Genomic DNA, 13,697 nt, shown 5'->3' with positions numbered 1-13,697 from the left:
CGCAGCCTGTTTTATGCAAATATATCAATACGTTGTTATCTCACACCCTGTCTGTCCAATCGCATGCGAGGCACTCGATGATTATTAGCGTTGAGGAAGAGATAGCGCATCACGAACAACAGCAGAAACATCCCCCCTACGGTTGTTCGAGAACATACTCCACATGCCATCCAGTATTAATCGAAAACATTCCAGGGCTTTCGATTGGTATCACTGATACCAAATCTGAAATTATGGCGCGCAGATAATTTCTTCTTCCTATGATGTTTTCGCAAATGCACAGCCGATTGTCAAAGTAAAAGAAGTTAAATCAGTAGAACGTGCCAGAATTAAAATCTTAGCCCCCTTCTATAACCTATTTTTTCACCGTTTTTTAGCGATGAAATGGCGCTAAAAGGCACCAGTACATTGCGGGTATTTTTTGAGCTACCGGCTTGCAAGCCACATTATTTATAGGGTCAAAGGTTTTTCAGACTATTTGGTCCATAACGTAAAAATGAATTTTGGTCTAATTGGCGTATTGCTCAATTTTATTTAACAGCTAACTGTCGATTCTTAATACACTTAGTTCATTAAATAGGCATTACCTATCAAACAAATCGCTAACAACATTTTTGTCTGCTTTTTTTAATGCTCGAATTTCCCTACAATCGTTAACATTGTCCGCCATTGTGGGAAAGAGGTATTCATGAGTACGGCTAAACATAGCAAATTGATTATTTTAGGTTCTGGCCCTGCGGGTTATACTGCGGCAGTTTATGCGGCACGCGCCAACCTGAATCCCGTATTGATTACCGGAATGGAAAAAGGCGGTCAATTGACCACCACCACCGATGTCGAAAACTGGCCCGGTGACCCGGAAGGTCTTACCGGCCCGGCGCTGATGGAACGGATGCATGCACATGCAGAAAAGTTCCAGACAGAAATCCTGTTCGACCATATCCATAAAGTCGATTTACAAAACCGCCCGTTCCGCCTGTTTGGCGATAGTGCTGAGTACACCTGCGATGCACTGATCATCGCGACAGGTGCATCTGCACGCTATCTTGGAATGGAATCAGAAGAGGCATTCAAAGGTAAAGGGGTTTCTGCCTGCGCCACTTGTGATGGCTTCTTCTATCGTAACCAAAAAGTTGCCGTCGTCGGCGGTGGCAATACCGCCGTTGAAGAAGCACTGTATCTGGCCAATATCGCCGCTGAAGTTCATCTAATTCACCGCCGTGATAGCTTCCGTTCAGAAAAAATCCTGATCGACCGTCTGATGGAAAAAGTGAAAAACGGCAATATCGTGCTGCACACTGACCGTACGTTAGACGAAGTACTGGGCGACGATATGGGCGTGACTGGCGTACGGCTGAAGTCGACTAAAAACAATGAAACCGAAGAGTTAGCGGTAGCTGGGGTATTCATTGCTATCGGTCATAGTCCTAACACCGCTATCTTTGGCGACCAGTTAGCACTGGAAAATGGTTACATTAAGGTGCAATCAGGTATCCAGGGCAATGCAACACAAACTTCAATTCCGGGTGTATTTGCTGCGGGGGATGTTATGGACCACATCTATCGTCAGGCAATTACCTCTGCGGGTACCGGCTGCATGGCAGCATTAGATGCAGAGCGCTATCTGGATGGGTTAGTTAACGATAAATAATCTCTGACATAACTGATTCAACCAATACCAACGGGCAGCTAACAAATATGTGAGCTGCCCGTTTTTAATTTCTATTGGTACTTTATTTTGCATATCGGCATGTCAATGAAAAACAGCAAATTATAGATATCGACTAATGCGGCAACTATCACAAGCATTATGGTTTCACCTCATGGCATGACGAGGTAATATTGCCCCTCGCTGGTTTGTCATCTCGAAAGATGATAACCATTTTTTTGAAATTTCCCCGTACCTTGCGCAGACAAATTGCCCGATGAATAAAACACGACAGTATGAGTTGATTCGTTGGCTGAAAAAACAAAGCGCCCCGGCGCAACGTTGGCTCCGCCTGTCCATGTTACTTGGCCTCCTCAGCGGGTTATTGATTATTGCTCAAGCATGGCTGTTGGCCACCTTGCTGCAATCTTTGATTATCGACAAAGTCCCCCGTACAGAATTAATCACTGATTTTGGTTTATTGGCTGGAACCTTCGCCATACGTGCCGTGATTAGTTGGTTACGTGAGCGAGTAGGGTTTGTTTGCGGCATGAAAGTGCGTCAACAAATCCGCAAAACAGTATTAGACCGATTAGAACAACTCGGCCCAGCCTGGGTAAAAGGCAAACCAGCCGGAAGTTGGGCAACGATTATTTTGGAACAAATTGAAGATATGCAGGATTACTATTCTCGCTATCTTCCACAAATGTATTTGGCCGTTCTTATTCCGGTGCTGATTCTCATTGCTGTCTTCCCGATCAACTGGGCGGCAGGTTTAATTCTATTCGTCACCGCACCGCTCATCCCTTTGTTTATGGCACTGGTGGGAATGGGGGCAGCTGATGCTAACCGGCGTAATTTTGTGGCGTTGGCCCGTCTGAGTGGTAACTTCCTCGACCGTTTACGCGGTTTGGACACCTTACGGCTATTTAATCGCGCCAAAGCGGAAACAGACCAAATTCGCGAATCCTCAGAAGATTTTCGCCGCCGCACTATGGAGGTGCTGCGAATGGCCTTCCTCTCCTCTGCCGTATTGGAGTTTTTCGCCGCAATCTCCATCGCAGTCGTTGCTGTTTACTTCGGTTTTTCCTATTTGGGGGAATTGAATTTCGGCAGTTACGGCCTTGGTGTAACACTGTTTGCAGGTTTTCTGGTTTTGATTTTGGCACCTGAATTCTTCCAGCCATTGCGGGATTTAGGCACGTTTTATCACGCCAAAGCACAAGCTGTTGGTGCTGCTGAATCACTGGTTACCTTTTTGAGTACTGACGGTGAAACTATTGGCCGGGGTGATAAAGTTCTTGATGGCACCGATTCTATCGCTCTCGAAGCTAATGAACTGGAAATATTATCTCCTACAGGCACCCGTTTGGCCGGGCCACTAACATTCTCCCTATCAGCGGGAAAACGAGTGGCGATCGTTGGCCTGAGTGGTGCTGGAAAAAGCTCATTGCTTAACTTGCTATTGGGCTTTTTACCCTATCGCGGCTCATTAAAAGTCAACAACATAGAATTGCGTGAACTGGATCCGCAAACCTGGCGTCACCAGCTAAGTTGGGTCGGGCAAAATCCGCATTTACCAGAGCAGACGCTGGTTGCCAATATTTTGTTGGGCCAACCTGATGCTAACAATGACCAACTACAACTGGCGATTGAACGCGCGTATATCAATGAGTTCCTCAATGACTTGCCGCAAGGGTTAGATACGGAGGTCGGTGACCATTCGGCGCGCCTTTCTGTTGGTCAAGCCCAGCGCATAGCTGTTGCCAGAGCATTGCTGAACCCATGCCGGCTCTTGTTATTAGACGAACCTACGGCCAGTTTGGATGCACATAGTGAGCAATTGGTCATGAAAGCGCTTGAAGAAGCCTCTCGTAAGCAGACGACACTGCTGGTCACTCATCAGTTGGAAGATACGTTGGGATATGATCAAATCTGGGTGATGGATAATGGTCTTTTAATTCAACAAGGTGATTACTCCAGCTTAAGTCAAGCTGACGGTTCATTTGCCAATCTGCTGTCCCACCGCAGTGAGGAGCTTTAATCATGCGAGTACTTCTCCCCTTTCTGGCGTTGTATCGTCGCCATTGGTTCCTAATTTGCCTCGGTATTGTGTTGGCAATCATCACCCTACTCGCCAGTATCGGATTGCTCACTTTATCCGGTTGGTTCTTAGCAGGAACCGCCATTGCTGGCCCCGCAGGATTGTATACTTTTAACTATCTGCTCCCTGCAGCAGGCGTGCGAGGTGCTGCAATTACCCGAACAGCGGGCCGCTATGCCGAACGCGTCGTCAGCCATGACGCGACATTTAGAGTGCTGGCACATCTGCGGGTATTTGCATTCCAGAAAATCTTGCCACTTTCCCCAGCAGGTATTGCTCGTTTTCGCCAAAGTGAGTTACTGAACCGCCTGGTCGCCGATGTCGATACACTTGATCATCTCTATCTGCGGGTTATATCCCCACTGGTTGCCGCCGTTGTTATCATCGCAGCCGTTACCTTTGGCCTGAGTTACATCGATGTCAATTTAGCTCTGGCACTCGGTGCCATTCTGCTCGGGTTGTTATTGTTAGTACCGTTGATTTTCTATCGTGCCGGTAAGCCTATTGGCCATGATTTAACTGACCTACGCGGTCTTTATCGTTCACAACTGACCTCGTGGTTACAAGGTCAAGCCGAACTGTTGGTTTTCGGCGCATTACATCGTTTTCGTACTTCATTGGAAGAAATTGAACAGCGGTGGATGATTCGCCAAAAGCAACAAGCATCCTTGGCAGGCTTAGCCCAAGCGTTAATGATTCTTGCTTCAGGTTTGACTGTGACATTAATTTTATGGTTAGCCGCTGCCGGAATAGGGGGTGACAGCCAGCCAGGTGCATTGTTGGCTCTGTTCGTTTTCACATCGTTGGCAGCATTTGAAGCTCTGTTGCCCGTTGCAGGAGCTTTCCAACACTTAGGGCAAGTTATTGCATCAGCGACTCGAGTTGGTCAGCTAATGGAACAAAAACCCGAAGTGACCTTCCCGGATAGTGGCCCCGCCGCAGCCCCACAGGTGGCGCTAGAAGTGACAGGGTTGAGTTTTACTTACCCACAGCAGCCCTTACCTGTTTTACAAAATATATCGCTGTCACTGGCTTCTGGTGAGCATATTGCGCTATTGGGCCGAACCGGCTGTGGCAAATCCACACTATTGCAGTTATTAACCCGAGCATGGGATGCCAATGAAGGAGTCATCACGCTAAACGGGAAACCTTTAGCCCGCTTTGATGAAACGACACTGCGCCAAATGATGACAGTGGTCAGCCAGCGAGTACATATTTTCAGCAGTACATTGCGAGAAAACCTATTACTGGCCTGCCCTACTGCAACAGATGAACAACTAAAAATTGTTTTGGCACAAGTTGGTTTGGCTAATTTGCTAGATAACGATGAAGGGCTGAATGCCTGGATGGGTGATGGTGGGCGGCCATTATCTGGGGGGGAGCAACGCCGTTTAGGTATTGCTCGTGCGCTACTGCATCCAGCACCACTACTGCTTCTCGACGAACCTACCGAAGGATTAGACGCAGAAACCGAGCAACAAATTCTGACGTTATTACGCCAACACTGCCAGCATAAGAGCCTGATTATTGTCACGCATCGCTTGTATGGGTTGGAATATATGGATCGAATCTGTGTTATGGATGGAGGAAAGATAGTTGAGCAAGGCAGCCACCAAAACTTGTTACAAAACAAGGGACGTTACTACCAGTTCCATCAGCGGCATTAATACGAAGATGATGTGTAAATAAAGCTCCTATACCCTAAATAATTCGAGTTGCAGGAAGGCGGCAACTGAGTAAATCCCCAAGAGCTTACATAAGTAAGTGACTGGGGTGAACGAAGGCAGCCAACGCACATGCAGCTTGAAGTATGACGGATATAAACATAGGCAGATAATCAGCAAACTTATAGCTAATATTAAGTAAAGCTGCTGAAACCAAAGCAGTATTATTGTAATTGATGATTATATCCAAAGTCATTAGAGCCACAGCCAAAAGGTGCGATGAATACATCATCAATAACGCTGTGGCTCCAAATACTATGGGGATGCCCAAATGGGCCTGTAAGTGTCACTAAGGGGATTTATGCGCATCACGCAGCTCTCTTCTCAATCTTTTGCGTTCCCCTCGCCTGAGCTGGCTCTGCGCGAACCAAACGGATTGCTGGCCCTTGGGGGAGATCTATCTCCTCCTCGTTTGTTGGCCGCCTATGAACGGGGGATTTTCCCCTGGTTCAGTCCTGGAGAAATGATTTTATGGTGGTCACCTGACCCTCGAGCCGTATTGTATCCAGAAGATTTACATATCAGTCGGAGCATGCGGCGCTTTTTGCGCAACTGCCCTTATCGATTTACGCTCAATCACGCTTTTGAAGATGTTGTTCGTGCCTGTGCCACTCTGCGTGATGAGGGAACCTGGATTGGCGATGATGTACAGCAAGCATATTGCCACTTACATACACTGGGTCATGCCCATTCCGTAGAGGTTTGGTTGGAAAATGAACTGGTTGGCGGTTTGTATGGTATTTCAGTGGGCTCACTCTTTTGTGGTGAATCCATGTTTAGCAGGGCTAATAATGCCTCAAAAAGCGCTTTAATGGTTTTTTGTCATCATTTTACCCGTCATGGTGGAGAACTGATTGACTGTCAGGTCCTCAACGCTCACACTGCGTCGCTGGGTGCGATTGAGATCCCACGCAACTTTTTTTTGCAACAGTTGAGTCAACTCCAGTTTAGTCCACTACCGGCTGAATGCTGGTTACCGCAATCGTTGAATTTTTCATCCGCGATGCAGTAAAGCTCAACCGTTGAAAAGAACCCCACATTAGGCTTTATCCCCTCTTGCCGGCAGACTAATTTTGCTGAAATGGTGCGATGACCGCCAACACTTCTTTACATAATGTGGGTTTTTCGGCATTATCTTGCCGGTTAAAAACTAAGGTAGTTACACCTAGAGGATTCGATGGCCAAAGAAGACAATATTGAAATGCAGGGCACCGTTCTTGATACGCTGCCGAACACCATGTTCCGTGTTGAATTGGAAAACGGGCACGTGGTAACCGCTCATATCTCCGGTAAAATGCGTAAAAACTATATCCGCATCCTGACGGGTGACAAAGTCACTGTAGAGCTGACCCCGTACGACCTGAGCAAAGGCCGCATTGTCTTCCGTAGCCGTTAATCGGCTAATCTGTCGCCAGTTTAAGACTGGCGAGCTCTGAGGATGTAGTCCCCCTCCGGCGCCCTTCCCGTTTATGGTTAGGGCGTTTTGCGTTTTCTTTTATTTGTCGATTTAGTGCATTTATTCACCACACAAATAAAAGTAAAATGTGCAAAGAAATAAAAAGGGCGATAGCTAAATTAGCTTATCGCCCTTTATTTCGTTCTCAATATGAAGCTATGACGGATGTTAACAACACACTGACTTAATGAACTGCACCTTCAGTTTTGCGTTTTTGCGCACTTTGGAACTCATAAGCCAACTGTTGCTTTTCTTTATCCAACCCAACAGTGACCGAGCCACCATCGACCAGAGAACCGAATAATAACTCGTTCGCTAGTGGTTTTTTCAGGTTTTCCTGAATCACCCGAGCCATTGGCCGCGCGCCCATCGCCTTGTCGTAACCTTTATCAGATAACCAATCACGTGCTTCTTCACTGACTTCCAGTGATACACCTTTAGCGTCTAATTGCGCCTGCAATTCAACGATAAATTTATCGACCACTTGCTGGATAACTGCAGGTGACAAGTGGTTAAACCAAATGATGTTATCCAACCGGTTACGGAATTCCGGAGTAAACACTTTTTTGATCTCTTCCAGCGCATCAGTGCTGTTGTCCTGCTGTTTAAAACCAATGGAAGTGCGCTGAGTCTCGCGTACGCCAGCATTGGTGGTCATCACCAGAATAACGTTACGAAAATCGGCTTTACGGCCATTGTTATCTGTCAGCGTCCCGTTATCCATCACCTGCAAGAGCAAGTTAAACACATCCGGATGCGCCTTCTCAATTTCATCCAACAACAGAACCGCATGAGGATGCTTGATAACCGCATCAGTCAACAGGCCACCTTGGTCGTAACCCACATAGCCCGGAGGCGCACCAATCAAGCGGCTAACCGTATGGCGCTCCATATATTCAGACATATCAAAGCGCAGCAGTTCGATATCCAGCGCTTTGGCCAATTGCACCGTCACTTCTGTCTTACCAACCCCAGTTGGGCCAGCAAACAGGAATGAACCGACAGGTTTATGCTCATGCCCCAAGCCCGCGCGGCTCATCTTGATGGCCTCAGACAACGCTTCAATGGCTTTATCCTGACCAAAGACCAGCATGTTCAGGCGATCGCTCAGATTTTTAAGCACATCGCGATCACTCGCTGACACTGTTTTCTCCGGAATACGAGCGATACGAGCAACCACAGACTCAATATCCGATACATTAACTGTTTTCTTGCGTTTGTTCACCGGCATCAGACGACTACGTGCACCAGCTTCATCAATCACATCAATGGCTTTATCTGGTAGATGACGGTCATTAATATATTTGACCGACAACTCCACAGCCGCACGGATCGCTTTTGCGGTATAACGCACATCATGATGAGCTTCGTATTTCGGTTTCAGGCCGTTGATAATCTGAACAGTTTCTTCCGGCGTCGGCTCAGTAATATCAATTTTTTGGAAACGACGAGCCAGCGCACGATCTTTTTCAAAAATATTGCTGAATTCCTGATACGTGGTGGAGCCAATGACTCGAATTTTACCACTGGAAAGTAGTGGTTTGATCAAGTTAGCGGCATCTACTTGCCCACCAGAGGCCGCGCCTGCACCGATAATAGTATGAATTTCATCGATAAACAGGATGCTATCTTTGTCATTTTCTAACTGCTTCAGTAGCGCCTTGAAGCGTTTTTCAAAATCACCACGATATTTAGTTCCGGCCAGAAGTGACCCGATATCCAAGGAATATAATGTGCATTCGGACATGACTTCAGGAACATCGCCCTGCACGATACGCCAAGCTAAACCTTCGGCGATAGCCGTTTTACCGACGCCAGATTCCCCCACTAACAGTGGGTTATTTTTACGCCGACGACACAATACCTGAATGGTGCGCTCCAACTCTTTATCGCGGCCGATAAGTGGATCAATGCCGCCAACGCGGGCCAGTTGATTCAGATTGGTGGTGAAGTTCTCCATACGGTCTTCCCCTCCTGCCTGTTCTTCATTCACCGGATTTTCTGCATTCGGTGCCTGACCCGGTTCGTCCTTACGGGCGCCGTGGGATATAAAGTTCACTACATCCAAACGGCTGACATCATGCTTACGCAGTAAGTAGGCCGCCTGAGACTCTTGTTCACTGAAGATAGCAACCAACACGTTGGCACCAGAAACTTCATTGCGCCCTGATGATTGCACGTGGAACACCGCACGTTGTAACACGCGTTGGAAACTGAGCGTCGGCTGAGTGTCACGTTCTTCTTCACTGACCGGTAAGGTCGGTGTGGTTTGTTCAATAAATGCTTCCAGTTCCTGGCGTAACGCCACCAAATCAACTGAACACGCCTCCAGCGCTTCCCGCGCAGCTGGATTGCTCAGCAATGCCAGCAACAGGTGCTCCACGGTCATAAACTCGTGTCTGTGCTCACGCGCTCTGGCGAAAGCCATATTGAGACTGAGTTCAAGTTCTTGATTGAGCATAGGCACCTCCCAATAATTGCCTTAATCAGGCTTTTTCCAGCGTACAAAGCAACGGATGCTCGTTCTCCCTGGCGTATTGATTTACATGTGCGACTTTTGTCTCTGCCACTTCGGCAGTAAAAACACCACAAATCGCCTTTCCTTGATAATGCACATTGAGCATCAGCTGTGTTGCACGTTCAATATCATAAGAAAAGAACTTTTGCAGAACGTCAATCACAAATTCCATCGGTGTGTAATCGTCGTTGTTAAGTATCACTTTATACATAGATGGCGGTTTGAGCGCCTCGATTTGTTTATCTTTGACTAAATGTTCAAAATTCAGCCAATCGTTGTTCTTACCCATTGCCTGCCCATCGTTTCACTGAACCATACAGGAGCAATACCTCACTCCGGTTATAAGACCATTTCATGCAGATATCTATTATTATTTTAACATCACTTATGCCATAACGCCGCTAGAGAAAGAAGTCAGCATTTTCACCTTAATAACAGTTAAATTGTATCCAAATAAAGACAATAGCGTTAGCTACATCAAACTTTGAAGAACTGCTCCGCTCTGACAAAAGCCGCCCCCTTGACGTTAAGGCCATTTCCACTAGAGTGTATTTTTGTGAGCTGTTGGAGTTTTAACCAATTTGCGCTCACTTTAACCAGTGATTACCTCATCTCGAACTAGAATAGCCTTGCGAGGAACGTAGAAGTATGGAGACGGGTACTGTTAAATGGTTCAACAATGCCAAAGGTTTTGGCTTTATTTGCCCTGAGGGCGGCGGCGAAGATATATTCGCTCACTATTCAACTATCCAGATGGATGGCTACCGAACGCTAAAAGCCGGTCAGATGGTTAACTTTGATGTCCATCAAGGGCCAAAAGGGAACCATGCCAGCCTGATTGTCCCACTCGAATTCGATGTGGTACTGCAAGAAGCCATACCGCAGGAACACGCTGCATTGGCCTAACACCGCACACTTATCCGCCATGTCTCTCGGGCATACCATCAGTTCAACACTCTGATGCTAAAAGTATTTCCAAAGCGGTTTGTTGCAGTGCAACATTTATAACGATTCAAAATGCCAGCCAATAATGGCTGGCATTTTTATTTCCGATACTTCTAATATGCGGCCAAATAAACCAAGATCAATCCTCTGGCCTATCTATTCACGAGCTAGTGCATCAATAGGGTTTAACCGTGCTGCGCTGCGCGCCGGTAGATAACCGAATACGACTCCAATGACGGTTGAACATAAAAACGCACTGAATAATGCCACTGGAGGGAAAGCAATTTGCCAGTTAGGTAAAAACATCTCTACTATCAAGCCAATAGCGAAAGACAGTGAAATACCGAGAGCGCCCCCTACCAGGCAGACCAGAATAGCTTCAATTAAGAATTGCTGCATAACATCACTGGACCGCGCGCCCACGGCCATACGAATACCAATTTCACGGGTACGCTCAGTTACTGATACCAACATAATATTCATCACGCCAATCCCACCAACGACTAGCGAGATAACTGCCACCAATGTCAGGAACAACTGCATGGTACGAGTCGTTTTCTCTGCGGTTTGCAGCAAACTATTCATGTTATAGGTGAATATGTCTTTCTTACCATGGCGCATAGTCAGCAACCTGACCAGCTGTTGTTCAGCTTCCTTACTGCTATAGCCCTCTTTAATCCGGATAGTAATCGAATCAAAGTAAGAACGCCCCATCAAACGACTAGCCATAGTGCTATAAGGCACCCACACCCGCAGCGCTTTACTGCTACCAAACATGGATTGTTTTTCTTCCACCACGCCCACAACAGTGGCAGGCATATTGCCAATCAATATTACTTGTCCCGCGACATCTTTGATGTGGGGGAACAGGCGGCGCTGTGTATTGCGGTCGATAACAACCACTTGAGATTGACGCTCAACCTGTTCGCGGGTGATAGCTGTACCTTGTTCAAGCTTCATGCCATATACCCGGAAATATTGATCGCTAACACCCGAGACACTAGCCGCTACATCAATATTGCCATAACGTAACCGCATACTGCCGGCGATAGTCGGGGATACAGCGCTGACGTATGACTGTGCTTTTAGTGCAGCCATATCATCATAAACTAGCGCCTGTCGGGTACTGGGGTCGTCGTCACCAAAGTCTTTACCAGGGTAAACATCGATAGTGTTAGTGCCGATAGCTCTGATATCCGCCAGCACCAACTGTTTAGCCGCGTCCCCAACCACTAATATGGAAACAACCGAAGCAATACCAATAATGATACCTAACATCGTCAGGGCGGTACGCATTTTATTGGCCGACATAGCACGCCAGGCCATTAATAATGCCTCACGAAAGCGCCCCGCTAATTGCTGCCAGGAAGGTGCGGGTGGCGTCAGGCTAATCGCATCAGAAGAGACAACGTCTTGCGTTATTTTCGAACCAGAGTCGGCCATGATACGGCCATCTTTAATTTCAATAACCCGCTCAGCCTGAGCCGCAACAGTGGGGTCATGAGTCACAATAATGACCGTATGCCCCTGTTGTTGAAGCTGTTTCAAAATAGCCATCACCTCAACGCTGGAATGACTATCCAGTGCGCCTGTCGGCTCATCAGCAAGAATAACCTGGCCACCATTCATCAAGGCACGGGCAATACTGACACGCTGTTGTTGCCCGCCAGATAGTTGGTTGGGCTGATAGCTCACTCGCTCCCCCAACCCCAGTCGGGTTAATAGCATGTTCGCTCGTTCACGGCGTTCATTTTTACCCAAACCAGCATAAACCGCAGGAACTTCGACATTATGGGCCGCACTAAGGTGAGGTAGCAGGTGATAGCGTTGGAAAATAAAACCGAAATGTTCGCGGCGCAATGCAGCCAATGCGTCGTTATCTAGTGCCGCAACATCTTGACCGGCCACCCGATAAACACCCGCGCTGGGCTTATCCAGGCAACCGAGAATATTCATCAATGTCGATTTACCTGAACCAGAGGCACCAATAATCGCCACCAACTCACCGGCATTAATGGTTAATGAGACATCCTGCAATACATCAACGGTTTCTTCGCCGGATTGATAGCTACGACGGATGCCTTTTAATTCAAGCAATGCCGCCATTACGCCTCCTCTGTGCCACCGCGGCTAACGATGACCTCTTCACCCACATTCAAGCCCGCAATAACCTGCGCATCGACGTTATTTCGGATACCAATAGTCACTTCGCGTTTTTCTTCCTTGCCGTCTTTAAGTACCGCGACTTGATAGCGATTGGTCCCTAACTCATCACCTAATGCCGATAATGGGATAACCATCGCCTGTGGGACATTTGCCAACTGAATTGATACCTGCGCGGTCATTTGCAGTCGCAATAACCGATCGGGGTTCGGCACTTCGAAACGCGCTGAGTAGAAAATCGCATCATTCACTTTTTCTGGTGTTGGCTGAATATCTTTTAATACGCCATCAAAGCGCTTTCCCGGGTCCCCCAATACAGTAAACGAAGCTTTCATGCCGGGTTTTAAATGAATCACATCTGCTTCTGAAACCTGCGCATTCACCAGCATAGTACTCATGTCTGCCAGTGTAAGAATGTTCGGTGCTTGCTGCGCAGCAATCACAGTTTGCCCTTGTAAAGTCGTGATTTGCACGACATCACCGTCCATCGGAGCCGATATTTTGGTGTAATCCAAGTTGATATTGGCAGTATCCAAACTGGCCTTGGTTTTATTAATTTGCGCATTAATGGTTTCAACTTGCGCTTTTTTCACTGCCAGTGCAGTGCTCGCCTGATCCAAATCCTGGCGTGACACAGCCTGTAATTTTGCCAAGTCTTGCTGGCGACGTAGGGTGACCGCAGCCAATTGAAGTTCAGCTTTCGCCTGCCCTAACTGTGCATTTAAGTCCTGTAATGTCGCTTCCACTTCTTTAATTTGGTTCTGCGCCTGTTGTGGGTCAATCATAGCCAGCAATTGCCCTTGCTTAACTTGATCGCCAATTTCCACATAGAGTTTCTCCAACTGGCCACTGACCTGAGCACCGACATCAACTTTGCGCACAGCATCAAGTTTACCGGTTGCCAATACATTTTGTTGCAGATCACGGTTGGCGACTTTTACCGTTTGAAATTGAACCGGTGTCGGCGCCATAAGGTGCCTGATAATGAAAAAACCGCTAATAATTAAAACGGCAATTGCGATAAGCCATCGGCGCTGACTGCTACTGAACTGCATCAAATCAATTACCTTCCTTAAAAATTATAAATGCTCCACCGTCTGAAAATAGCATCGGTAATGTTCATTTAACTAAACAACATA

10 protein-coding genes are annotated in these 13,697 nt (G+C 47.1%); 6 read left to right on the top strand and 4 right to left on the bottom strand.

The genetic code is table 11. The annotated features are described in order from the left end of the window. The first annotated feature begins 688 nt into the window (after positions 1–688). From trxB to infA, 5 genes are all read left to right on the top strand, one after another. The gene (gene trxB / locus QSV56_RS01870) at positions 689–1,651 is read left to right on the top strand and encodes a thioredoxin-disulfide reductase (protein WP_046050702.1); all 963 of its coding nucleotides are present in this window, start codon (positions 689–691) and stop codon (positions 1,649–1,651) included. Between the two features lie 274 nt (positions 1,652–1,925). Beyond that, complete coding sequence (gene cydD / locus QSV56_RS01865; RefSeq protein WP_046694849.1) at positions 1,926–3,692, top strand: cysteine/glutathione ABC transporter permease/ATP-binding protein CydD; 1,767 nt, start codon at positions 1,926–1,928, stop codon at positions 3,690–3,692. Between the two features lie 2 nt (positions 3,693–3,694). Continuing rightward, positions 3,695–5,419 (top strand): cysteine/glutathione ABC transporter ATP-binding protein/permease CydC, encoded by a 1,725-nt coding sequence (gene cydC, locus QSV56_RS01860; protein WP_046050701.1) that lies wholly within the window; start codon positions 3,695–3,697, stop codon positions 5,417–5,419. Positions 5,420–5,777: 358 nt separating this feature from the next. Continuing rightward, positions 5,778–6,488: a leucyl/phenylalanyl-tRNA--protein transferase gene (gene aat / locus QSV56_RS01855; protein WP_019079887.1), complete on the top strand. Its 711-nt coding sequence runs from the start codon at positions 5,778–5,780 to the stop codon at positions 6,486–6,488. A gap of 165 nt (positions 6,489–6,653) precedes the next feature. Continuing rightward, entirely contained in the window at positions 6,654–6,872 is a 219-nt protein-coding gene (gene infA, locus QSV56_RS01850; RefSeq protein WP_002211347.1) for a translation initiation factor IF-1, read from the top strand. A gap of 244 nt (positions 6,873–7,116) precedes the next feature. Here infA and clpA read toward each other — a convergent pair whose 3' ends face one another. Together clpA and clpS are read right to left on the bottom strand one after the other, a co-directional pair. Next, positions 7,117–9,393: an ATP-dependent Clp protease ATP-binding subunit ClpA gene (gene clpA / locus QSV56_RS01845; RefSeq protein WP_005162786.1), complete on the bottom strand. Its 2,277-nt coding sequence runs from the start codon at positions 9,391–9,393 to the stop codon at positions 7,117–7,119. A gap of 25 nt (positions 9,394–9,418) precedes the next feature. Beyond that, positions 9,419–9,739 (bottom strand): ATP-dependent Clp protease adapter ClpS, encoded by a 321-nt coding sequence (gene clpS, locus QSV56_RS01840; protein ID WP_004389612.1) that lies wholly within the window; start codon positions 9,737–9,739, stop codon positions 9,419–9,421. 359 nt (positions 9,740–10,098) lie between these two features. Here clpS and cspD point away from each other — a divergent pair, with 359 nt between their 5' ends. After that, positions 10,099–10,356 carry a cold shock-like protein CspD gene (gene cspD / locus QSV56_RS01835; RefSeq protein ID WP_019079888.1) on the top strand — a complete coding sequence of 86 codons (258 nt, stop codon included), beginning with the start codon at positions 10,099–10,101 and terminating at the stop codon, positions 10,354–10,356. Positions 10,357–10,551: 195 nt separating this feature from the next. Here cspD and macB read toward each other — a convergent pair whose 3' ends face one another. Next, the gene (gene macB / locus QSV56_RS01830) at positions 10,552–12,501 is read right to left on the bottom strand and encodes a macrolide ABC transporter ATP-binding protein/permease MacB (protein ID WP_301210452.1); all 1,950 of its coding nucleotides are present in this window, start codon (positions 12,499–12,501) and stop codon (positions 10,552–10,554) included. Next, positions 12,501–13,613, bottom strand: a complete 1,113-nt coding sequence (macA, locus tag QSV56_RS01825) for a macrolide transporter subunit MacA (RefSeq protein WP_019079890.1) — start codon at positions 13,611–13,613, stop codon at positions 12,501–12,503. Before macA ends, macB begins: the two co-directional genes overlap by 1 nt. Positions 13,614–13,697: the final 84 nt, after the last annotated feature.

Origin of the sequence: Yersinia sp. 22-579 (assembly GCF_030433455.1) — a bacterium.
GTDB lineage: Bacteria > Pseudomonadota > Gammaproteobacteria > Enterobacterales > Enterobacteriaceae > Yersinia > Yersinia enterocolitica.
The sequence above is the reverse complement of the archived record's forward strand: the minus strand, read 5'-3'. Positions and strand labels throughout refer to the sequence as shown.